General features: G+C 38.2%; 18 protein-coding genes. 3 read left to right on the plus strand and 15 right to left on the minus strand.

What is annotated here, in order from left to right:
- Positions 1–69: 69 nt before the first annotated feature.
- Complete coding sequence (locus tag PMAL9190_RS00145; RefSeq protein ID WP_087843372.1) at positions 70–1260, minus strand: class I SAM-dependent methyltransferase; 1191 nt, start codon at positions 1258–1260, stop codon at positions 70–72.
- Positions 1261–1481: 221 nt separating this feature from the next.
- On the opposite strand from PMAL9190_RS00145, the gene yccX reads away from it, so the two are divergent.
- On the plus strand, positions 1482–1754 hold the full coding sequence (gene yccX, locus PMAL9190_RS00150) for an acylphosphatase (protein WP_087843373.1): 273 nt from the start codon (positions 1482–1484) through the stop codon (positions 1752–1754).
- Positions 1755–1823: 69 nt separating this feature from the next.
- Here the strand turns inward: yccX and tusE are convergent, their stop codons facing one another.
- The 14 genes from tusE to ebgR form a co-directional block, all read right to left on the minus strand.
- Positions 1824–2153, minus strand: coding sequence for a sulfurtransferase TusE (tusE, locus tag PMAL9190_RS00155; protein ID WP_065168618.1), 330 nt, complete (start codon positions 2151–2153; stop codon positions 1824–1826).
- A 133-nt stretch (positions 2154–2286) separates the two neighbouring features.
- Positions 2287–2955, minus strand: a complete 669-nt coding sequence (locus PMAL9190_RS00160) for a Bax inhibitor-1/YccA family protein (RefSeq protein WP_087843374.1) — start codon at positions 2953–2955, stop codon at positions 2287–2289.
- A gap of 226 nt (positions 2956–3181) precedes the next feature.
- Positions 3182–3955 carry an amino acid ABC transporter ATP-binding protein gene (locus PMAL9190_RS00165; RefSeq protein ID WP_065168616.1) on the minus strand — a complete coding sequence of 258 codons (774 nt, stop codon included), beginning with the start codon at positions 3953–3955 and terminating at the stop codon, positions 3182–3184.
- A gap of 19 nt (positions 3956–3974) precedes the next feature.
- Positions 3975–5066: an amino acid ABC transporter permease gene (locus tag PMAL9190_RS00170; RefSeq protein WP_087843375.1), complete on the minus strand. Its 1092-nt coding sequence runs from the start codon at positions 5064–5066 to the stop codon at positions 3975–3977.
- 2 nt (positions 5067–5068) lie between these two features.
- Positions 5069–6262: an amino acid ABC transporter permease gene (locus PMAL9190_RS00175; RefSeq protein ID WP_087843376.1), complete on the minus strand. Its 1194-nt coding sequence runs from the start codon at positions 6260–6262 to the stop codon at positions 5069–5071.
- Positions 6263–6337: 75 nt separating this feature from the next.
- Positions 6338–7369 (minus strand): amino acid ABC transporter substrate-binding protein, encoded by a 1032-nt coding sequence (locus tag PMAL9190_RS00180; protein ID WP_087843377.1) that lies wholly within the window; start codon positions 7367–7369, stop codon positions 6338–6340.
- Positions 7370–7609: 240 nt separating this feature from the next.
- The gene (locus tag PMAL9190_RS00185; protein WP_087843378.1) at positions 7610–8833 is read right to left on the minus strand and encodes an L-lactate MFS transporter; all 1224 of its coding nucleotides are present in this window, start codon (positions 8831–8833) and stop codon (positions 7610–7612) included.
- Positions 8834–9135: 302 nt separating this feature from the next.
- Positions 9136–10362: a sodium/glutamate symporter gene (gene gltS / locus PMAL9190_RS00190; RefSeq protein ID WP_087843379.1), complete on the minus strand. Its 1227-nt coding sequence runs from the start codon at positions 10360–10362 to the stop codon at positions 9136–9138.
- An 861-nt stretch (positions 10363–11223) separates the two neighbouring features.
- Positions 11224–11565 (minus strand): hypothetical protein, encoded by a 342-nt coding sequence (locus PMAL9190_RS00195; protein ID WP_087843380.1) that lies wholly within the window; start codon positions 11563–11565, stop codon positions 11224–11226.
- Positions 11566–11666: 101 nt separating this feature from the next.
- Positions 11667–14738: a GGDEF domain-containing phosphodiesterase gene (locus PMAL9190_RS00200; protein WP_087843381.1), complete on the minus strand. Its 3072-nt coding sequence runs from the start codon at positions 14736–14738 to the stop codon at positions 11667–11669.
- 178 nt (positions 14739–14916) lie between these two features.
- Positions 14917–16368, minus strand: a complete 1452-nt coding sequence (locus PMAL9190_RS00205; RefSeq protein ID WP_087843382.1) for an amino acid permease — start codon at positions 16366–16368, stop codon at positions 14917–14919.
- Positions 16369–16527: 159 nt separating this feature from the next.
- Complete coding sequence (locus PMAL9190_RS00210) at positions 16528–16980, minus strand: beta-galactosidase subunit beta (RefSeq protein ID WP_087843383.1); 453 nt, start codon at positions 16978–16980, stop codon at positions 16528–16530.
- On the minus strand, positions 16980–20057 hold the full coding sequence (gene ebgA, locus PMAL9190_RS00215) for a beta-galactosidase subunit alpha (RefSeq protein ID WP_087843384.1): 3078 nt from the start codon (positions 20055–20057) through the stop codon (positions 16980–16982). The genes PMAL9190_RS00210 and ebgA overlap by 1 nt, the downstream gene beginning before the upstream one ends.
- A gap of 249 nt (positions 20058–20306) precedes the next feature.
- Positions 20307–21284, minus strand: a complete 978-nt coding sequence (ebgR, locus tag PMAL9190_RS00220; protein WP_065168606.1) for a transcriptional regulator EbgR — start codon at positions 21282–21284, stop codon at positions 20307–20309.
- A 344-nt stretch (positions 21285–21628) separates the two neighbouring features.
- Between ebgR and PMAL9190_RS00225 the strand changes: the two genes are divergently transcribed.
- Positions 21629–22690, plus strand: coding sequence for a UDP-glucose--hexose-1-phosphate uridylyltransferase (locus PMAL9190_RS00225; protein WP_087843385.1), 1062 nt, complete (start codon positions 21629–21631; stop codon positions 22688–22690).
- Positions 22691–22754: 64 nt separating this feature from the next.
- Positions 22755–23945, plus strand: coding sequence for a galactokinase (gene galK / locus PMAL9190_RS00230; protein WP_087843386.1), 1191 nt, complete (start codon positions 22755–22757; stop codon positions 23943–23945).
- Positions 23946–23962: the final 17 nt, after the last annotated feature.

Genomic DNA, 23962 nt, shown 5'->3' on the forward strand with positions numbered 1-23962 from the left:
AACGCGTTTGTTGGTATAAAAAAACCCAGCGTAGGCTGGGTTTGATGTGCATTTAGATTCAATGTGCTGTTACTTTACGTAACAAGCAAAACCTTTAAGGTAGAACCCTTCAGGGTAAGCACTGTCTAGTGGATGATCTGCTGCTTGGCTGAAACGCTCAATGAACTGCACGTCACGGTGAGCATCAATTGCGGCATCAGCAATGATTTTTTGGAATAATCCATTATCCATTAAACCAGAGCAAGAGTACGTTAGTAGCATTCCACCTGGTTTTAGAATTTGCATTGCTAACATATTAATGTCTTTATAACCGCGACAAGCACCGACTAGCTGAGACTTAGATTCAGCAAATTTAGGTGGATCCATGATAACGACATCAAATAGTTCGCCACGTTCACGGTATTCACGTAATAGTTTAAAGACATCAGCGTTTACAAACTGTGCATTTTCAACCGGATAACCGTTAATTTCTGCGTTAAGTTGTGCTGTATCAAGTGCTGGTTGGGAAACGTCAACGTTAACCACTTCACTAGCGCCGCCTTTTAAAGCGTATAAACCAAAGCCGCCAGTGTAGCAGAAGCAGTTTAGAACACGCTTACCATTTACATATTTAACCGATGCTTCGCGGCTATCACGTTGATCAAGGTAGAAACCTGTTTTGTGGCCACCGACGATATCAACGTTAATTTTTACGCCATTTTCTTCGATAGTAACAAACTTAGGTGGTTCTTCACCATGTAAAACGCCTGTACGTTGTTTTAAGCCTTCTTTTTTACGAACAGAGACATCTGAGCGCTCGTAAATATTACAGCTTGGGTAGCATAGCTGTAACGCTTCAATCAATACATCGCGCTGTGCTTCAGCACCAGCACTCAATAGTTGGCAAACTAAGTAATCTTGGTAGCGATCAATCGTGATACCAGGAAGGCCATCAGATTCAGCAGCAATTAGACGGTAACCAGTAAGACCATCGCGAGCCGCTAAGACATCACGCAGACTTTGCGCAGCATTTAGGCGGTTAACAAAGAAGTTAACATCAATGGCTTCATTTTTGTTGAATGTCCACACGCGAACGCGAATTTGAGATTGTGGAGAATAAGCACCACGAGCTAACCATTCGCCTTTGTGATCGTAAACATCAACGGTTTCGCCGAGTTCAGGTTTTCCTTCAACACGGTCAATACCGCGAGAAAAAATCCAAGGGTGGCGACGGCGTAGTGATTTTTCACGGCCTTTTACCAAATAAATAGAAGCTGTCATGACATGCCCAGTATGGAGTTCGAGTGGGGCGTATTATGTTGCTCTGGCTAGTTAAAATCAAATGAAAACGTCTAAGTCGGCATATAAACCCGCTATTGGGTGTTAAATAAACGATGGCGGTGGCGAATAACAACTCTAGCTTTTGTGAGTAAGAGAGCAGTTTGTTATGCAGGGTTAACTAAAATAATACAATAGGCAATATAAAAGATGTGGAGGTTGATATGGCACGATGTTGTGTAAAAACACGTGTGGTAGGGCATGTTCAAGGTGTCGGTTTTCGGTTTTATACTGCTCATCAAGGATTGATGCTTGATTTAACTGGGTATGCAAGAAACTTAGCGGATGGTAGTGTTGAGGTGCTTGCATGTGGAGAGCAAGTGAATATTGATAGTTTGTTGGCTTGGTTACAACATGGGCCTAAGACTGCGACAGTTGAAAACCTCACTAGTGAGACATTAGCTTGGCAGCATCTGAGTGGATTTCAAATGAATTAATACGAATAAAAAAGAAAACCAAACATAAAGCATATTTTGAGGCTATGTTTGGTTTTTTAGCATATTAACTTAAATACACTTCACCGGTTTTGGTAACCCTGCAAGTTTCGTTGCTTGCTTTGCTGGACCTTTTGGAAATAAACGATACAGATAACGCGAGCTGCCTTTTTCTTCACCGTATTGTTTTGCCATTGCTTTTACAAGCATACGTACAGCTGGTGAAGTATTAAATTCCAGGTAAAACTCTCGAACAAAGCGTACCACTTCCCAATGCGCTTCTGATAATTCAATGGCTTCTTCTGCTGCAAGTAATGCAACTAAATCTTCCGACCAATCATCAACATTCTTTAAATAACCTTGGGCATCAGTGTCGATTTGTACACCGTTAAATTCAAGCATAATAGACCTCTTTATTGCTAACGCAGCAAGAATAGTGATTCGTTGGTCAGGCTGCAAGTAAAAAACAAAAAGCCTGCATCAAGGCAGGCTTTTTCAGTTTTTACAACTAAACAGGCTAATTAATAGCGAGTGCTTAGTTATCGTTGCTGTTCACTACACCTAGAATCTGAAGCAAGCTTAAGAATAGGTTGTAGATAGAAACATACAAAGTAACGGTTGCTGAAATGTAGTTAGTTTCACCGCCACGAATAATTGACTGGGTTGTCAATAAAATCGCTGCTGATGAGAATAATACAAACATACCGCTAATCGCTAGTGATAGCATTGGCATCTTTAGGAAGATGTTCGCAACAACAGCAACGATAATTGCAATAAAACCAGCCATTAACATACCGTTAAGGAATGATAAATCACGCTTAGTTGTTAATGCGTAAGCAGAACAAGCAAAGAATGTCAGTGCTGTACCACCAAGTGCTGTCATTACGATGTGACCCATGCCTGCGCCAACATACATATTTAGAATCGGACCAAGGGTATAGCCCATAAAGCCAGTTAATGCGAATACAAAAACAAGCCCCAAGCTACTATCACGGTTACGTTCAGTTAGGAAAATTAAACCGTAGAAGCCAACAAGAAGAAAGATCCAGTGTACTGGTGGAACATTCATCACCATTGCTACGCCAGCTACACCAGCAGAGAACAACAATGTTAGCGATAGTAAGAAATAAGTGTTACGTAAAACCTTATTGGTTGACAATACGCCTGCGTAACCGCTGTCACGATTAACCATACGTTCGTTCATAAGTGCTCCCCTTAGGGTAGTGATGTTAATTCTATTAAAGCTATATATGAGGCTAAACAATATAAATTGCAAGTGTCAGCTAAGCTTTAGCGTCATTTGTTTGCCATGAAGCACATTATAAGTGTTTGAAGATTAAAATACTTACGGCAGTAGTGACTATTCATTGTTAAGTTGTAACCAAATATTTCATTAATTATGCTTACATTAATGGTGGCATTTCCTGCAATTAGTGCAATATTTGTTGTAAAAAAAGTTGAGTACGATCAGATTTTGGATTATCAAAAAAGTCTTGTGGATTATTTTCTTCAATGATTTCGCCTTGATCCATAAAGATTACTCGATCAGCAACTTGACGAGCAAACCCCATTTCATGTGTGACACATAGCATTGTCATTCCTTCATTGGCAAGTTCAACCATTACGTCCAACACTTCGCGTACCATTTCAGGATCTAATGCAGAAGTAGGTTCATCAAATAACATCACTTGTGGGTTCATGCATAATGAACGTGCGATAGCGACTCGTTGCTGTTGTCCACCTGACAGCTGACCGGGGTATTTATGGGCTTGATCTGGAATTTTTACTCGCTCCAAGTATTGCATAGCGAGCGCATTCGCTTCTTTTTTTGGCATTTTTTTTACCCAAATTGGCGCTAAGGTGCAGTTTTCTAATACTGTAAGGTGAGGGAATAGGTTAAAGTGTTGAAAACACATACCCACTTCTTTACGAATTAATTCGATATTTTTTAAGTCTCCAGTAATATCTTGCCCTGCAACTGAAATTTTGCCTTGTTGATGTTCTTCTAAATAATTGATACAGCGGATCATGGTAGATTTTCCTGAACCAGAAGGCCCGCAAATCACGATCTTTTCACCTTTACGCACTTTTAGGTTAATGTTCTTAAGTACGTGAAATTGACCATACCATTTATTAACATCCGCTAATTCGATAACCCATGGTGTATCATCGTTATTGGCTGTGGTGTCATTAGTATTTTTCATTATGCAATCCTTGCTAATGTTAGTGTCCAGTATGTAGTTTATTTTCTAGATAGATACTGTATCTAGACATACTAAAGCAAAAAATCCAGAAAACGAAAGCGACAAAAACATAGCTTTCAGTGGCAAAGCCTAACCATTCAGGATCACTGTTAGCGGCTTGTCCGACCCCTAAAACATCAAACATACCAATAATAAGCACGAGACTGGTGTCTTTAAATAACCCAATAAAGGTATTTACAATTGAAGGTATGGTGATTTTTAATGCTTGCGGTAAAACAATCAGATAAGTTTTACGCCAATAGCTTAATCCTAATGCATCTGCCGCTTCATATTGGCCTTTAGGTATTGCTTGTAGCCCACCTCGAATCACTTCAGCCATATAAGCAGCACTAAATAGTACGACGCCAATTAAGGCTCTAATGAGTTTATTGGTTTCTAACTCAGAGCTTAAAAATAGCGGTAACATTACCGATGCCATAAACAAGACGGTAATTAATGGAACTCCGCGCCAAATCTCAATATAGACCGTACAAATACTGCGAATAATCGGCATTTCTGAACGACGGCCAAGGGCCAATACAACCCCAATAGGTAACGAGACCACAATACCCACAATGGCAATAACTAAAGTAATTAATAACCCGCCCCATAAATGGGTTTCGACGATGGGTAATCCAGCAATACCACCGTAGAGTAAAAATCCGGCAATAAATGGATAAATATTTACAAAAAATAGCCAAATCCAACCACGATAAGGGGTTTTCTCATAGGCAAGTAAAGTAATGAAAACAGCTAGGGTGGCGTAAAACAATTTTGGTCGCCATAATTCTGCACTTGGGTAAAAGCCAAACATGAACTGATCAAACCGTACCTTAATAAAGGTCCAACATGCGCCACTTAATGTACAGGCTTCACGAGAATTCCCTTGCCAGTTTGCATTGATAAATGCCCAATCAACAATGCTCCAAATGCCAATAACAGCAAAGTAGCCTAAAATGAGGGTAATTATTGAATTAAAAAATGAAGAAAAAAGATGTTGGCGTAACCATCCTATAATGCCCACCGTATTGGCTGGTGGAGGTAAATCAGGAAGAAATTGATGTTTATTCATGGTTACCTCTCAACCAAGGCCATTTTTTTGTTATAGATATTCATTAGCAGAGATGTGATTAAACTTAAGCTTAAATAAACTGCCATTGTCATTGCGATAATCTCAATTGCTTGTCCCGTTTGATTTAGGGTGGTACCAGCAAAAACAGACACTAAATCAGGGTAACCAATCGCCATCGCGAGTGAGGAGTTTTTAGTTAGGTTTAAATATTGGCTGGTAAGTGGAGGAATAATGATCCGCATTGCTTGTGGGATCACAATTAATCTCAATGTTTTATTACGACTTAACCCTAATGCTTCTGCGGCTTCTGTTTGACCATGACTGATCGCATTAATGCCTGAACGAACAATTTCGGCAATGAAAGCAGCAGTATAAATACTTAATGCTAGTAGCAGTGCTGCAAGTTCAGGTAAAACAGTAATACCGCCGCTAAAATTAAACCCTTTAAGCGCAGGGTAGTCGATACTGATTGGTTTGCCTGCGATAAAAAAGGCCAGTAGTGGCAGTAAAATAATAATCGCGAGGCTCATGAGTAATACAGGCGATTGTTGGCCTGTATTTTGCTGTTTTTTGTTGGCGTAATACTGGTAGCCCATCGCAATAATAAAAGCAGCAATGAGAGCGAATAATATAATACCAGAGCCTTGTTCAAAAATAGGGCTTGGAATCGATAATCCGCGTACATTAAGAAAAATACTATTGCCTAATTGTAAGCTCTGTCTGGGTGAGGGGAGAACCTGCAATACAGCAAAGTACCAAAAGAAAATTTGCAATAATAATGGAATATTACGAAAAACTTCAATATAGAAAGCGGCAAAACGACTAACTAACCAGTTAGGAGATAAACGGGCAATGCCGATAATAAAACCTAAAATCGTTGCTAGAACTACACCGAGAACGGCAATTAACGCAGTGTTAAGTAAGCCAACTAAGAATGTACGACCATAAGTAAATGTTTCATCGTAATCGATAAGGGTTAAACCAATACCAAATCCAGCTTCTTGATTAAGAAAATCAAAACCTGTCGCAATACCACGGGTTTCAAGATTGGTTAAGGCATTATTGATGATGCTATAAAAGAAAAAAGCCAGTGCTGCAACTGCAATAACTTGAAAGATTACAGCACGAAAAGTGGGATTATAAAAAATATTTTGATGGGGAGACCTTGTCTGTGATCTATTTGTGGGTGTTTCCATACAACATCCTCATATCCATTGAGATGTACAGAGGGAGCCATTACAGCTCCCTTTTATAATTATTAAACGCTGTTATTAACGAATAGGTGGGGCATATTGAATACCGCCTTCAGTCCACAAGGCGTTTAAGCCACGTTTAATTTTAAGTGGTGAATCAAGACCGACGGTACGCTGGAAGCTTTCACCATAGTTACCCACTTGTTTAATGATTTGGAAACCCCAATCATCATTTAAGCCTAATCCTTTGCCTTTTGGCCCATCAAGACCAATTAAACGGCGAATATTTGGATCTTTTGATTCTTTTTTCAGAGTATCGACATTGGCTGACGTGACATTGAATTCTTCAGCATTAATCATGGTAAATAGTGTCCAACGGACAATATTAAACCATTGGTCATCACCTTGACGAACCACAGGACCTAATGGCTCTTTAGAAATGATTTCAGGTAGAACAACAGCTGATGCTGGATCTTTAAGGTTTAGACGTAGAGCATATAAGCCCGATTGGTCAGTGGTAAGCACATCACAGCGTCCAGAATCAAAGCCTTTTGATGTTTGTGGTGCGGTATCAAAGACAACAGGCTTATATTTCATGCCATTAACACGGAAATAGTCGGCTAAATTAAGTTCTGTTGTAGTGCCTGATTGCACACAAACAGCAGCACCATCGAGATCTTTTGCACTCTTTATGCCCATGTCCTTTTTGACCATGAAGCCTTGTCCATCGTAATAACTGACGCCGGTAAAGTTGAGGCCAAGCGATGTATCGCGGTGCAGTGTCCAGGTGGTATTACGTGACAAAATATCAATTTCACCTGATTGTAAGGCAGTAAAACGTTCTTTTGCTGTGAGGGGGATATATTTAACTTTGGATTTATCACCTAATGTTGCAGCGGCAACTGCTTGGCAAAATTCAACATCAAGACCTTCCCATTGACCTTTGGCGTTAGGGTTTGAAAACCCAGGTAAGCCAGCACTGACGCCACATTGGACGTATCCCTGTTTTTTAACTTTATCAAGTGTGCTGTCGGCGGCATTTGCATTCATTGCAAATAGGGTGGCAGATGTAGCAAGTACAGCTAAGACACCTGTTATTTTTTTAGCCATTAGTACCTTCCTTGTCTGGTCAATAGTAAAACTACGTTGTCTTAACATGTAATACTATTAATAAGTAATTAACAATACATTAACAAGTACAAGTATAGAAAAATATATATAAAGGTCTAGTTTTGTTGGAAATAAATAGTGTTAGGTGATGATTATGAGAGGTCAGACAATAAGATTTGTAATATCAGAGGAAACAAAACCCAGCGTGATGCTGGGTTTTGTTTTTAAGCTTAACCGTTATTATGCGGTAGCAAGTTTTTTCTCTAGTGCCGCAGCATCTACTTTTTTAGTGATAATAGACAGTACAACAGCAACAGCAATCATTACCGAACACACTGTGTACGCTAGGGTGTAAGTACCTGTCGTATCAACGGCAAATGCCGCCACTACAGGACCGATAAAGCCACTTACGCCCCATGCTGTGTAAAGCACACCATAGTTAGCACCGTAGTTTTTAAGGCCATAGAAATCAGCAATAATTGATGGGAAAACAGCAAGTAATGTACCGTAACCAACACCCGCGACTGCAGCACCGATAATTAACGTGAACTCAGAGTCAAATGTCGCGAACATCACCATATTAATGCCTTGCATAACAAAAGCGATCATCAGTGTTTTTACGCCGCCAATTTTGTCTGACAGAATACCTGCTGCAACACGACCACCTGAGTTAAAGATCGCTAGAATAACAACAAGATAAGCTGCATCAGTGATGTTTGCTTGTGTTGCTGCAATTGAAGTGATGTTACCAATGATCATCAAGCCCGCAGCTGAAGCAAATGCATACATTACCCATAGAGAATAAAATTGTGGCGTTTTTAGCATGCCACGCCAGTTAATATCAACAGGTTTATCTGATTTCGCTTTATAACCAGCAGGAGTTTCTGGTACATAATCTGCTGGTGGGTTGTTAATGGTGAAAGCCAGTGGAACAGCAATAACCAATACCGCAACACCTAAAACAAGGAAGCTAGTGTTAATACCATATTCAGCAATAAGTGCAGAAGTTAGTGGTGCTAAATAAACTGCAGCTAATCCAAAACCCGCCGCGATTAAGCCGTTAACTAAGCCTTTTTTCGATGGGTGGAACCATTTCATCGCTGATGGACTTAAACATGCATAACCAAAACCGATACCACAACCTGTCATAATACCAAATGTCAGTACTAGCATCATCGGTGTGGTGGCAAAACTTGAGATGATCATACCTAAACCAACCATCACTGTACCAAGAATAAGTACACGACGTGGTCCCATGCGATCTTGCAAAATACCAGCAACTAATAGTGATAATGCAAAGGTAATAATAGCAACTGTATAAGGCAGTGATGCATCAGCATTAGACCAGCCTAAATCAACAACGAGTGCTTTTTTAAATACACTCCAAGCATAAAGGATACCCATACATAAGTTGATACAGAAACCCGCAACAAGGATCTGCATAGCTCGATCAAATTTTTTCATAGAAAACTCAATTAATTAATTCTTAGCGTTGTTATGGATGGTTGAAACAACAACGATAAGCGAATGATTTAGTGTAATGACTAAAGTCAAACTTTAGAAAGAGCGCGGAGTGTAACAACATCGAAAAAATAAGATATTGGTCAGACATTCCTTGTTACAAAACAGCCAAGAATAGCCAAGATAAATAGATAATAAATGCAGAAATGTGTATATAAAAAACAAAAGGGGCAAGATAGAGAGCGCTACTTTTATTGTAGCACTGCCTATCTTACCCCTTTATTTAAGGTTGGCTGCTTTAGTGGTTAGTGACCAAGAAAGCTAATGTATCCTTGAAGTACAAGCAGGTTGGTGATGTCAATAAAGAAAGCACCAACGATAGGCACAACCATAAAGGCTTGTGGCGATGGGCCATTGCGTGACACTAATGAACCCATATTCATTACAGCAGTGGGTGTAGCACCCATACCAAAACCACAGTGACCACCGGCAATGATTGCGGCGTCATAGTTGCTTCCCATTACACGGAAAGTAACAAAATAGGTAAATAAACCTAATACAAGGGTTTGAACTGCAAGAATGATCAACATAGGCATTGCTAAGTCCATGAGCTCCCATAGGTGCAAACTCATCAGTGCCATTGCTAAGAATAATGATAAAGATATTGTGCCAAGTGCATCAACGGTTTCTTTATTAATCTTATAACACTTAGTCCCTTCACAGACATTAGTAATAAACACACCAATAAACAATGCATATACGAATTCAGGAATGCGTAATGCACTGATACCCAGGCCATCGATAAAGTCTTTAAAATGTGATGCACCAGCAACACAAACCAATAAAATAAATAATACTTCTATGGTGTTTTTAGACGTAATGCGGTCTTCTTCACGATCGCTATAAGTGATCAAATCAGGGTGTTCAATGTGATGATTACCACTTTCACCAAAATCAGACTTTAGCTTATGTTTGTTGATTAATCGTTGTGCAATTGGTCCACCGATAATACCACCCATGATCAAACCAAATGTTGCTGCCGCCATTGATAGCTCTAAAGTATTTAGACCGTAATCGGTAGCAAAAGTTTGTGACCAAGCTGCACCTGTGCCATGGCCGCCTGAAAGCGTGATCGAACCGACAATAAGACCAAGTAAAGGATCTAAGCCTAATGCCTTACTCATTCCTACACCAACAGCATCTTGAATAATGATAAATACTGTTGCAATTCCTAAAAATAGAAATACGCGTGAACCACCTTTCATTAGTAGCTTGTAGCTAGCAGCAAGACCGACAGTTGCAAAAAACATTTGCATCAACGTGTCTTGCATACTTAATTTGAAACTAATGTCATAGCCTTGAAAATGGAAAAAGGTAATAATAAAAGCAATGACAAGTCCGCCAACAATTGGCTCTGGAATATTATACTTTCTTAAAATCTTGACTTTAGTATTAATAAAGTAGCCAAGAAAAAGCACGATTATTGCGATGAGCAATGATTCGAGCTCATTAACATGAATTGTTGTGTTCATTTAAAATCTTCTTTTTTACTTCTTTGACGCTAATTTTAACTCCAAAAACACATTCTTACCATATTGCTATTCGGGTGCTACTATGGTAGCAAGTTCTTGTTTTAAGCACTTATCTATTTAGATATTATTAAGTAGTCGTTTTTTTATATGGTTTATTGTTACATTTTTGTTGTTTTTTGTTAATTTTTGGTTTGTTTGTTGTTTTGACGTTTATTGGCAATTTAAATATTCCTTAGAAGGCGTTTTTTTACTTTCCTTACGGCTGTTAGTTTTTAATAATCATAGTGTTATATTTTATTGTTGGTCTTTTTTTACTATAGGGTACAGCATTCCTTTTATTTAGAGGCTGTAATACAAAGGTTAAAATGAAAATTTAGTTGTCGAGAATGTAATATAAAAAAAAGTATTAATTCTCGTAATTTGAGAAATGATGGTTAAGGGGGAGTGCAGGATTGATTGGTTGTTGAAAAAAAAATATAAAATTAGCGAAAAAAGTTATTACACAGTGTTCAAAATAGTATTTTGAGGCTTTTTTTGCAATTATTAGCCATTAAATGTGAGTGATTATTTTATTATGGGAGCATATTTTAGAAAATATATTGCATTGAACTGCGATAAATAAGTTCAGATATAACATGTTGCTTATGAAATATTATCTCATTGGGTGAGAATAATAACGCTACATTATTTTTCCATTTTTATAAGTGATGTAAGGAGTAGTGATTTTAAAATGGTAGCGATAACCTTAATAGTAACAATATAAGGTATCATTACTATTAAGGCTATGAAGTGGAAATAGTATAGTGTTGAAATAATACTGTGAGCAATTTTAACTATAAGATCTGCTCCGTGCGTAATAAATTATTCCGCGGCGTACTTTTTTAGCTTTAGGTCTTTTTTAAGTTGTTGAATATATGCAATACGATCGGGATCCGCTGGACGAGAATTATCTTGGCGTTGTTGTTGTGCTTGTGCCTCACTTGGCAGCACACAACGTCCACGAATACGTTGATGGTATTGTTTTGTTTCTTGCTCTGCGCGCAATGTGGCTAGTTCTTGTTCTTTTGCCATCGCTTCACGTGCTTTGCTTTGATCGGTTGCATCAACAACAGTATACGCATTGCGCTTTTGCATTCTATTTGGCTGTTGGCCAAATTGTTCCCGTTGCTTAATAAAGTTATCTAAGTGATCACTAAAACTCATTGTGACGTCCTACTCAGTAATCAAAAATCATCCACTTATAGTTAACAATAAAATGGCGTATAAGATTAATAATAAGCTACAACGTTGAATAAGAGAACCTATTATATAATGTTATCTGGTATTTGTTGTTGCTGCGGCAAATATTGACGATTGAAATGATCTCGTGTTAGTGGTTTATTGAAATAATATCCTTGCAATTCTTCAACGCCAATGCTCTCTAGGAAGTGAATTTGTTCAATATTTTCAACACCTTCAGCGACAACAGTTAAACCTAGATTATGAGCAAGATCAATAATAGCCTCAATGATAGTAATGCTATCTCTATTATAAGGTAACTCTTTTACAAACTCGCGATCGATTTTGAGGATGTTAATAGGGAAGCGACTCAGATAAGCGAGTGAGGAGTAACCAGTACCAAAATCATCGATAGCGATTTTAATGCCAATTTTTTTAAGTTCGATTAATTTTTGATAGGCCAATTCAATATCCGTCATTAATACACTTTCTGTTATTTCAAGCTCTAAATAGGCAGGGTCACAACCGGTTTTTTTTATTGCTTTAGTTAAAATTGCCGTGAGGTCAGACTCTAGTAATTGTTTTGCAGAAATGTTGATCGCCATACTAATAGCCAGACCTTGTTGATGCCATTGCTGAAGTTGATAACAGGCTTTTTCAATTAAAAAAATTCCCGCTTCAAGGATGAGGCCTGATGACTCAAGTAAAGGAATAATGTCAACAGGGGCTTGATAGTGGCCATCTTTATCGCGCCAACGTAATAATGCTTCAACTCCTATTAATGCGTGTGAGTGTGCTAATACTTTTGGTTGATAGTAAAACTCATAGCGATCAGTATTAATCGATTTACGTAGTTCGGATTCTAATTCTAATTTATGAGTTGTTTCTGCTTCCATTTCAGGACTGAAATAACAATATTGATTTTTTGATTTATCTCTCGCAGAGCTTAATGCAATATTGGCATTATTAAGGATTTGCTCTGCGGTTATCGCTGTATCTGTTTGGAATGAGATACCAATAACCGCAGATATTGAAATAAGTTTACTATCGTAACTAATGGGAGCCTGAATATTATTAAGTAGTCTTGTTGCTAAGTGAGTAATACTCTTTTTTTGTTGAACTGATTGAATAATCACGCCAAATTGATTGTTATTTAATCGAGAAAGTAGATTTATATCTCTTAGATTTGAACGAATACGTTTTGATATAATGACTAAAATATTTTCGATATTATCATTACCTAATGAATCATGTAATTTCTTAAAAAGGTCTATTTCAATAACTAATACTGACACTTGTGATTGATTATTTTTAGCCTCTAATATAGTGTTATTTACTTCAGTAATAAACATAGTTCTATTAGGTAGTGCTGTTAATTGGTCATAATGAGCCAGATAGTGTAAACGATTTTCATAATTTATACGTTCAGTAATATCTTTGCTGGTAGATATATAGTTACTTATTCGATCATTTTCATCGCGTATTGGTGATATTGTGTTATCAAGATAATGAATAGTATTATCTGCATTTTTTTGAGAAATAATACGTTGAATAGTTTGTCCTTGGTTTAACTTAGATTGAATGTCATCTATTTTTTCATTATCATTTATATAACGTTTGAAAATGGTTTTACTATTTAATCCTATGATATCATTGGATATTTCACCAGTGCTTTTTTCATATGAGCTATTTACATATTCAATAAAGCCAAATTTATCAGTGATAATCACAGCTTCTTCACTTTGTTCTACTGCACGCGATAATCCTTTTAATTTTTGTTCACGTTTGACCCAAGAGGTGACATCGATAATATGTAGCATGATATGGTCATCGTTATTATTAATTTTTGTGGCTATTATCTCTAAATGTTTAAATGGGGGCGTATTTATTTTTAATTGTATTTTTTTCTTATCATTAAATCCGAGTTCATCAATGCTTTTTAATAATCTTACAATATCTGTTTTGGTATTAATAGCTGATATGTGTGAAACGATATTTTTATAAAGAGCATCTTTTTTTAACTCTAAAATCGTGATGGCTACTGAATTTATTGCTGTTATTTTACGTTTCTTATTGATTACGATAATACCAAAGTCCGTATTTTCTATTAAAGAATAATAGCGGTGAAGAGTTGTATTTCTGACACTGTTAATGCGACGGATTTCATTTTTTTGTTGATTTATATACCGTAGGGTTAACATTATGCCAATAGCACAAAGTATTAATGTCAGACAGATGATTGAATATTTATTAAATAGCTGCTGAATATATGTTGTAACATTACTATTTTGTGTTATTTCAGTTCCTGAAATTAATATCCATGGTGATAAGTTACCAAATTTAAAGTCAATGTTTGATTTTAATGGCTTTGATAGAAATAGAGGAGAGTAAGTATAAAGTATATTGTTTTTAATTATTTGATGGTGATTGTAACTTTGTATTTTTTTCCATAATGCAAAGTGGCCATTCTTAAACTTTAGGACATTATTAAAAATAGAATTTTTATTGTTATCTATATTAATTAGCGTGTTACCGCTATTATCGATAACCCAAAACTGCTGTGTTAATGGTTTATTATTTAAAAATGCTGTTAGTGTGTCTTTTTGTTCAATTTTAATAACCCATTGGTGATTATTAATTGTAATGTGCTGATAATATGCGATGTGGTTATTTTCAAGGGATAGGGCACTAATATAGGTCTTGTTCGGTGGTAGTGAAAAAGTATGATCTATATTGCTCAATTCAGTGGTAGACAGTACGGGTTTATTATCTACAACAATATTTTCAGATTCTGGGGTTGCGATTATTTTTAAGCGATGACTATTCTTATAATCAATCAGACTAATGCTATGAATATCAGGGTTATTTGTCAGTATATTATTGGTAAATTGAATAAAATCGTTACGTTGGCTAGCGGTCAGTATAAGCTGCCAATGTTGTTGGCGTAAATGAGTATTTAGTTGATTTAATTGGCTTATTGTATGTTCTATCTGCTGAGTAATATGCTGTTGTTGCAGTAATTGTTGTTGGCGCTGAGCTATTTTTATTTTATTGATTGTTTCATCATTATTTTGTTGGTTGTTGGTCAGTGCGCCTATCACGGTTAATGTAAGTAATAGTAAAGTGAAGAGTAAACTTATCACCAGCGTTTTTCGCATAATATCCTTATTAAGCTCCGTTACACATAAGCTTAATTATATGCTATCTGATACATAAAGTTAAGGTGCATGTGAAGTTTTGTGACTATAATGTAACGGTTGAACTATGCTACGACGAAGATGTAAAAAAGCCTTGAGGGAGAATTCAAGGCTTTGGTAGAACTAAAACGAGCAGTGATTAGTCGTTTGTTGCTGTTGCTGTTGCTGTTGCTGTTGCTGTTGCTAAGGTTGGTTGCTGTTCTGCTGTCAACTGACGCTCATAGCGGTTGTATTTCCACCATGCATAGCCAAGGAATATTACAATACCGCCAACGTTATAGAAGATAATGGTCATAATATCAGCACCTGTTGGGAAGGTTGATGCTAAGAAACCAACGCTAAATATACCAATTAGAATCGATACCATCACGATCCCTGTTGTGCGTGAGCCCATTTTAAAGTCACGTGGTAGGTGATCCAATTTTAGACGTAGGTTTAAGTAAGCAATCATAATAAACAGTGGTGGTAACATTGACGCTGCTGCTGTCATGTTAATTACAGTACTCATTAGTTCTTGTACTGAATCTGAACCTAACATTGGTACGATGAGCAGTGGAATAACAATAAAGAATTGTGCCCATGCTGCACGTGCTGGAACGCCATTTTTATTTAGTTTGACGGTTTTCTCACCGAAAATACCAGCAGGAATTTCAGAGAAGAAAATCTTAACTGGTGTTGCTGTCCACATCAGTAGTGAGCCAAGCATTGCGGTAAATGACACCACGCCAACGAAACGGTTCATCATGATTTCAGATAGGCCGTAATGACGCGCTAAACCTTCAAATACTTGTACTGAACCGCCTGTAAACTTCAATGCTTCACGTTCAACAAATACATTCATTAGCACTGATGAAACACAATATAAGCCACCAATGAAAATACCAGCAAAAATAATTACTCTTACAAAGGCTTTATGGCCACCTTTAATATCGTTAACGTAAACAGATACTGATTCTGCACCACCAGCCGCCATGAATATCCAGGCGGTGACACCAAAGAAGGCCCAGTTAATTTGTGGTGTTAGTGCTTCAACAGTAATTGGATCTGCCGGTTCAATTCCGCCGACAACGGCGGCACCTGCTAAGATAATATAAGACAAGGTTAGCACTAGCATAAATGATGAGGTTACCGAGGTAATAGGACCTAACATTTTAGCGCCATTGGTTGAGACATATGTCGCACCAGCAAACAGAATAATACTTAATATGGTGGTGGTCGTCGGTGTAAATATGTACTCATAGCCCAAGAACGCATAAGAGGCATAGGCAATAACACGTGGTAGCAATGAGGTGAAGAAGAATAAGTTTACAAACCAATAGGTGTATGCAGCAAGAAAAGCCCAACGCCCACCTAGAGAACTTTTAACCCACGCATAAACGCCAGCTTCAGAGTTCTTATTGAGAGAAACAAACTCTGCAATAATTAAACAAAAAGGAATAAAGTAAAGCAAAGTAGCAATAAAGAACATAGGAGTAGAGGATAAGCCAATTTCAATATTGTTATTAATGACATTATTGAAACTGTATACCGCAGCAAAGGTCATCGATAGTAGACCAAATTTCCCTATGGTATTACGTTTTGATTCAGACATGAGAATCTCCGATGGATCACGTTTAGTATTGTAGGATTTCTATGTATTGAGCAAATGAGCTTAATCATAGGTTATTGTTTTTATGCTTTTGTTGTTTCTTTTGTGTGACTTCTGTTATTGCATAACCGCCAGCTATTACTAACTGGCGGCTGTGTTTAGTTATTTATTTAGGAAGTAGCCGTCCTCAATCGTGACACGTAAAACAACTTTCTCAAGGTTGTCTGCAGCACTGAAGCGGTGTGCTTGGTGATTTTCAAAGATCACCATTTGACCTGCTTCTATGCGATGCGATTGTCCTGTGCCTGTAAAGTATTCACGATCAGTTTCATCGCTATAGGACAGGGCTGGTGTCAACGCACTTTTATCTGCACATTCAATTGTTTCACTGCCAGCAAGGTAGTAATGAACATCAAAATAACGACGATGACCGACAAATTGTTGATCCGCTTTAGATGGTCCGTGTTGAAGTCGGTAAGCCAGTGAGTCCCCTACGGAATGGAACACATTTGGTTGAATATTACTGATGTTTTCAATTGCTTCGACACAGCGGTTCCATTTACGGCCATCACGGTATAGGCTTTTGAATTGATCTAGTGATGCTAAAGTAATCATTATTTATCTCCGCCAATAGCTGTTGCTGTAAATGTTTGACTTGCCAAATAACGGCTATCACAATCGGCCTTACTAAAAGGCACTAAGCTTACTTGGTAGCTAAAGTCATTAAAGTAAACACGATATGAATCAAGAACTTCTGAACCCCATGAGTTAGAACCTAAGCCCATAACTTGATGATCAAGGTTGACCGTAATGTAACCACTTGGTTCTAGCTCATTAATATGTTGTGCCTGATGAATATGTTGATTGGTGTAATGCCATGCACTGAAATTTATTTCTTGCTCTGGTTTAACCAATAAACCCACACCATGACGGTTCGTTAGGCTTGCCCAACGTACATGCTGACGGTTGCCATTATTTTGTGGGAACGGGTAGTTCTCAAACATATTGCTAACGGTGGTGTTGTAGATATCAATAATGTTGCTTTGACGACTATCTTGATAGTTTTCCTCTGGGCCTCGACCGTAATATTCAACTTGGTCAAATTGGTTATTAATGCCTAAATCTAAGCCGATAGCAGGGATCACATGTGGGTAATCACCATATTTGTTACCACTTAAGGTCATGTTAACTTGGCCTTGAGGACAAATTTCAAAACGGTATTGGCAACGCATACCAAAATCTAATACAGGTGGTGCAACAATACTGTTGGTGGTAACAATGGCCTTACCTGCAATGTGTTCTACATTGATGCTACGGAAATGCTCTTGCATAATTTGCAGGTGAGCTGGGTGCCATAAGCCTTCATACTCTTGCTTATGGTTATCAATCATTGGCTTGAAGAAACTCATTGCAGGAGATGATGCAATTAATTCATTATTTTGATGTTGCCATGAGATCAGCTTGCCATCGACCTTAGAGAAGCGCAGCGCAAAGTTATAACCGTTAATTTCCCAATCAAGACGATTTTCAATAACAGTAAGCGGCATGGCATTGTTATTTTCAAACACGTTAGCATGGGCGGTATTAGGTTTGGCTTGGTATTGGAAAATTCCTAATTCATGGTTGGCATCACTGTAAGCTGTGCGTGACTTCTTACGAATTGATACATTCACAAACGTTTCACGTTGATCCATCACTGGTAGGGCGAGTTCAATATCACGTGATTCACCTGCGGCAAGATTGGTCAGCGTAATTTGATTAAAGGCTAATGTGTCACCTTCAGCACGTACTGTAATATCAAATACCACATCATCTAAATTAGAGAACCAATATTTGTTGGATACAGTAATGATGCCTTTGGTGTGATCTTTAACGGCAATTTTAACTGGACAAATAACTTGCTTATATTCACGTAAGCCAGGGCCCGGTGTTTGATCAGGGTAGATCAAGCCATCCATGCAGAAGTTATAGTTATTAGGGTAATCGCTGTAGTCACCGCCGTATTTGTAGACATCACGGCCATTTTCATCTTGCTCATAAATACCATGATCACACCATTCCCAAACAAAGTGACCTTGAATATGATCATGTTTGTAGAACACGTTTTGGTATTCGGTTAGACCACCTGGTCCATTACCCATTGCATGAGCATACTCACAAATAATGCGTGGTTTAGCATGTGGGAATTCACCAAATTCATTCATCATCTGAGCACGAGAGTACATAGTACTGATGATATCAACCACTTCTGCATCACGATCTTCTTCGTAATGAACCAAGCGAGTATCATCAATCGCTTTGGTTGCTGCGTACATTGAACGAATATTACAGCCGTAGCCAGATTCGTTACCTAATGACCACATAATAATAGAAGGGTGGTTCTTTTGAGCGTGAACATGACGTTCAATACGTTCAACAAACACTTGCTCCCATGCAGGATCATCGGTGATCATGCTGAGATTACCAACGTTAGCGAAACCATGCGTTTCAACATCAGTTTCAGCCATTACAAATAAACCGTACTGATCACACAGTTCGTAAAAACGAGGATCGTTAGGGTAGTGTGCTGTACGTACTGCGTTAATATTGTGTTGTTTCATCAATACGATGTCTTTCTCAACCCGATCGATGCCAACAGCGCGGCTGTTAAGATGATCGTTATCGTGACGGTTAACACCGTGGAGCATTACGTATTGACCGTTTATTTCAAACAGACCGTTGCGCACTTTAATATCGCGGAAACCAACCCGTTGTGGAATGACTTCAATCACATTGCCGTCTGCATCACGTAACGTTAAAAACAGGTGGTATAGATGTGGGTTTTCAGCCGTCCAATGGATTGGATTTGCCATTTTGATTGCAAAATCAGTATGGGTTGTCGTTGCAATAGCTAACTTGGAAACGTTTCCATTTTCAACCAAAACATGGCCATTGTAGAGCGCATAATCAAGGCTGTAATCACTAACAACAGTGCCGCTGAGGTTTTCTAGCTCAACTTTACAGCTTAAAGTAGCAGCTTGGTAATCATCATCAAAATCAGTACGTACAGTGAAATCACGCACATGAACAGGTTCTTTTCCGACTAAGTAAACATCACGGAAAATGCCCGCCATCCACCACATATCTTGATCTTCGATATAAGTTGAATCAGCCCATTGCATCACACGTACAGAGAGTAAGTTCTTACCAGGATTAGCAAACGCTGAAATATCAAATTCGGCAGTTAAGCGACTACCTTTACTGAAACCAACATAATGACCGTTAACGTAAACTTCAAAATAGGTTTCAACACCATCGAATTTAATGATGGTTTGTTTTTCAGTCCAACTATCGCTTAAGAAAAAGGTACGTTGATATGCGCCTGTTGGGTTATTTGATGGTACGAAAGGTACATCTATTGGGAATGGAAACCCTTCGTCGGTGTATTGTAAGTTACCATGACCTTCCATTTGCCACATGTTTGGCACTTGGATTGTGCTCCAATCGTTCATCTCTTGGTTATAGAATTCTTCAGGAACGAGCAATGGATGAGTAAAGAAATTAAATGTCCACTGGCCACTGAGCAACATAAAATGCTGACTTAAATCACGCTGAAAGCGTTGTGCTTTATTTAATGCGTTGTAAGAGAAAAAATATGCACGAGGTGCCAGTCTATTTTCGCTAAGTAAGTTAATGTTTTCCCAGTTATTCACGATGCCTCCGAGACATGTTTTAATTATCTGGAGTCATTATTAAGTAAAGTTTTACTAAAAAACACAGGTAAAACTTTTTAGTATTAACTTGGTCACATTCTGTTTTGAGCTTTGTGAGGTGGGCTACAAAAAAACAATCACTGGCGTTTATTTGAGTGATCTTGCTCATATTTTAGGCTGTAGATGATATTTCAAACAAAAAAAACGACATCAAGAATGTCGTTTTTTTGTTTGTTATCAACGTGTTATTTATTTTTTGGTGGTGCTACGTAAAATTAATTGGCTTGGTACAAATACTCGTAATGGAATTGTTCTGCCATCGCGACTGCGCTCTAATAATAAATTAACCCCTTGAGAACCCATTAACTCTGAGTGAATTCTAAAAGTTGATAATGGGGGATAAGTAAATTTTGCGGTTGGTATATCATTAACGCTGATTAATGAAATATCATCAGGAATATTGAGCCCACTTTCATGTATCGCACGTAAGACACCAATAGCAATCGAATCAGATGCAACGAATAACGCGTTAGGATGATCGGTTGTAAGCATTTGTTTGGCTAATGAATAGCCTGATTGACTACTAAAATCACCGCGGTAGATATCTTTATCTGAAACAACACCTTTAAATTTTCCATATTCAGTAAAGGTTAACTCACGAATATCGTATTTATCGGGGTTATCTTGACCGCCAATAAATCCAATTCGCTGATAGCCTTGCTGAGTGAAATGGTTAATTACTTCTTTGCTGAGTCGCTCCAAATCAATATCAATACAATCTATATCAAGGTTGTGATCGGTGTAATCAACATAAACGGTGTTATTTGATAAAGCACGTATTGCAATAAGATTGTCTTCACTCACTTGGCCAATGATCAATATACCATCAATGGCTTTAGGTGCGGCGGCAAGGTTACATTCATAGATATTGGTGAGTTTTATGCCCAATTTATCGCATTGAGTATCAATACCGTGGCGAATCGCAAGATAGTATGGATCGTCAACTTCAACGTCTTGTTTGTAATTATATAAAGCGAGGAAATGAAGTGTATGCTTTTTCGCCGTTTTTCGTGATTGGCTGGTGGTGTATTCTAGTTGCTCTGCAATCTCAAATATTTTTCGTTTGGTTTCATCCTTTACGCTAAGGCTAGGATCATCGTTTAATACACGGGAAACAGTTGCTAATGATACGCCCGCTTTGGTTGCGATTTGTTTTAATGTTGCCATCTTTCCTCCGGCAATCCCTGCAACCTAAGTAACGTTTGCTGTGTGTTTGAGGGATGTGTTGTTATATTTTATAGAATGATATTATCCATTTTTAGTAAAAAACTCGAATAAATCAGTACCTATTTGACAAATTTTTATCATTTCATTCATATTTACACGGTTGTGACCGTAAAATAATTGAATCATATGTCATAAATTACCAATAAGGTTGATCTTATCCTGTGATGGTTTTCACGAATGATGCTTTTTGTGGAAACGTTTACATAACGTGTCATTGATCACGGAAGTTAATTTAAAATCGCTTTAGACTTTTTAGCATTACAGTATCTAACAGCGAAATTATTATGTCTGAAATTTTTGATCCGATTGACCATCCTCACCGTCGCTATAATCCTCTAACAGGGCAGTGGGTATTAGTTTCTCCTCATCGTGCTAAGCGTCCATGGCAAGGTGCTGATGAACAACCACAACCGGAATCAAATGTGGCTTATGATGATTCTTGCTTCTTATGCCCAACCAATACCCGTGTTTCAGGTGATAAAAACCCTGATTACACTGGCACTTATGTTTTTAGTAACGATCATGCTGCGTTAACAGCAAATACACCGTCAGCGCCTGAAAATAGTAACCCTCTCTTTCGTTGCCAAAGTGCGCGTGGTTTAAGTCGTGTAATTTGCTTCTCGCCAAACCATAGCAAAACATTGCCGCAGCTTTCAGTGCCAGCGATCCGTAAAGTGGTTGATACTTGGAATGAGCAGATAGAAGAGTTAGGTAAAGATTACGTTTGGGTGCAAGCGTTTGAAAATAAAGGCTCAGTGATGGGATGTTCGCAACCACACCCTCATGGTCAAATTTGGGCTAATAGTTTTTTACCCAATGAAATTAGTCGTAAAGATACCTTATTACGTGAATATTACTCACAGCATGGGACTAATTTATTAGTCGATTATGTTAATAGTGAATTAGCGGATGGCTCACGTACTGTTGTGGAAACTGAGCATTGGTTGGCAGTGGTTCCTTACTGGGCTGCATGGCCGTTTGAAACCATGTTATTGCCTAAAGTTCATATTCGTCGAATGGATGAATTAACTGAAGCTCAGCGTGATGACTTAGCGTTAGCGATTAAAAAACTGACTAGCCGTTACGATAATTTATTTAAGTGTTCATTCCCTTATTCAATGGGCTGGCATTACGCACCTTTCTTTGAATCTGATCGTGATTTTAGTGAAACCTCAACCGAACACTGGCAGCTTCATGCACTGTTCTATCCACCATTATTACGTTCTGCTTCTGTGAAAAAATTCATGGTGGGCTATGAGATGTTGGCTGAGAGTCAACGTGATTTAACCGCAGAACAAGCGGCAGAAAAGCTGCGTGCAGTCAGTGATGTGCACTATTTAGATTAAGCACTAGCAGCGTTAATGAATAATATTGTTTCTTGATAATCTTTGGTAATAGTAGGTAAAAATAATGACAACAAATCGTACTCAACACCTTATTGATAATGTATCCGCTGTTTTTGCATCTGTTTTAGGTTACAACCCTAGTCATATTGTTCAAGCTCCTGGTCGTGTAAATCTTATTGGCGAGCATACTGATTACAATGATGGCTTCGTGCTTCCTTGTGCGATTGATTATCAAGCGATAGTGGCCGCAGCTCGTCGTAACGATAATATTGTGCGTGTGGTTGCGGTTGACTACGCCAATGAAATTAATCAATTTGATATCACTCAACCGCTTGAATTTGATCAACAGTGCATGTGGGTTAATTATGTTCGCGGTGTGATCAAGTGTTTATTAGATCGCGGTTATGTATTGGGTGGCGCAGATATTGTTATTAGTGGCAACGTACCACAAGGCGCAGGTTTAAGTTCATCAGCGGCACTTGAAGTGGTGATTGGACAAACGTTTAAGGCTTTATTTGAACTAAGTATTAGTCAGCAAGAAATAGCACTAAATGGCCAGCAAGCAGAAAACCAGTTTGTTGGTTGTAATTGCGGCATTATGGATCAGTTAATCTCTGCTGAAGGTGAGAAAAATCACGCTCTCCTTATTGATTGTCGCTCGCTAGAAACCAAGGCTGTTGCAATGCCTGAAGATATGGCGGTGGTGATCATTAACTCTAATAAGAAGCGTGGTTTGGTTGATAGTGAATACAATACCCGCCGTGCTCAGTGTGAACAAGCAGCTGATTTCTTCGGTGTTCCAGCATTGCGTGATGTAACGCTAGCCATGTTTACTGAACGTGAAGCAGAATTAGCGCCAATGGTGGCAAAACGTGCACGTCACGTTATTACTGAAAATGCACGTACTGAACAAGCAGCCGTTGCATTAGCTAATAGTGATATGGCGTTAATGGCACAGTTAATGGCCCAGTCGCATGCATCAATGCGTGATGATTTTGAAATTACCGTACCTGAAATTGATACTTTGGTTGACATGGTTAAAGGTGTTATCGGTGATCATGGCGGTGTACGTATGACAGGTGGTGGTTTTGGTGGCTGTATTGTGGCTTTAGTACCACCTACATTTGTTGATGCGATTACCGCTGAAGTGAATGCTAAATACCATGCTGCAACAGGCTTACAAGCGACGATTTATGTGTGTAAAGCCATGGCGGGTGCGGGTGTTATGAGTGAAAATGTTATGGCTATTGCATAATTTACAAGGTGATCGAA

The organism is Photobacterium malacitanum, assembly GCF_900185615.1.
In the GTDB taxonomy this organism is placed as follows: Bacteria; Pseudomonadota; Gammaproteobacteria; order Enterobacterales; family Vibrionaceae; genus Photobacterium; species Photobacterium malacitanum.

Bases quoted from the DNA above. Each gene is read 5' to 3' on its own strand.
- PMAL9190_RS00205 (WP_087843382.1), bottom strand. From the start codon at position 16,368: ATGTCTGAATCAAAACGTAATACCATAGGGAAATTTGGTCTACTATCG.
- gltS (WP_087843379.1), bottom strand. From the start codon at position 10,362: ATGAACACAACAATTCATGTTAATGAGCTCGAATCATTGCTCATCGCA.
- ebgR (WP_065168606.1), bottom strand. From the start codon at position 21,284: ATGGCAACATTAAAACAAATCGCAACCAAAGCGGGCGTATCATTAGCA.
- PMAL9190_RS00195 (WP_087843380.1), bottom strand. From the start codon at position 11,565: ATGAGTTTTAGTGATCACTTAGATAACTTTATTAAGCAACGGGAACAA.
- yccX (WP_087843373.1), top strand. From the start codon at position 1,482: ATGGCACGATGTTGTGTAAAAACACGTGTGGTAGGGCATGTTCAAGGT.
- tusE (WP_065168618.1), bottom strand. From the start codon at position 2,153: ATGCTTGAATTTAACGGTGTACAAATCGACACTGATGCCCAAGGTTAT.
- PMAL9190_RS00165 (WP_065168616.1), bottom strand. From the start codon at position 3,955: ATGAAAAATACTAATGACACCACAGCCAATAACGATGATACACCATGG.
- PMAL9190_RS00180 (WP_087843377.1), bottom strand. From the start codon at position 7,369: ATGGCTAAAAAAATAACAGGTGTCTTAGCTGTACTTGCTACATCTGCC.
- PMAL9190_RS00170 (WP_087843375.1), bottom strand. From the start codon at position 5,066: ATGAATAAACATCAATTTCTTCCTGATTTACCTCCACCAGCCAATACG.
- PMAL9190_RS00200 (WP_087843381.1), bottom strand. From the start codon at position 14,738: ATGCGAAAAACGCTGGTGATAAGTTTACTCTTCACTTTACTATTACTT.
- PMAL9190_RS00225 (WP_087843385.1), top strand. From the start codon at position 21,629: ATGTCTGAAATTTTTGATCCGATTGACCATCCTCACCGTCGCTATAAT.
- PMAL9190_RS00145 (WP_087843372.1), bottom strand. From the start codon at position 1,260: ATGACAGCTTCTATTTATTTGGTAAAAGGCCGTGAAAAATCACTACGC.
- PMAL9190_RS00210 (WP_087843383.1), bottom strand. From the start codon at position 16,980: ATGATTACTTTAGCATCACTAGATCAATTCAAAAGCCTATACCGTGAT.
- PMAL9190_RS00160 (WP_087843374.1), bottom strand. From the start codon at position 2,955: ATGAACGAACGTATGGTTAATCGTGACAGCGGTTACGCAGGCGTATTG.
- PMAL9190_RS00175 (WP_087843376.1), bottom strand. From the start codon at position 6,262: ATGGAAACACCCACAAATAGATCACAGACAAGGTCTCCCCATCAAAAT.
- PMAL9190_RS00185 (WP_087843378.1), bottom strand. From the start codon at position 8,833: ATGAAAAAATTTGATCGAGCTATGCAGATCCTTGTTGCGGGTTTCTGT.
- galK (WP_087843386.1), top strand. From the start codon at position 22,755: ATGACAACAAATCGTACTCAACACCTTATTGATAATGTATCCGCTGTT.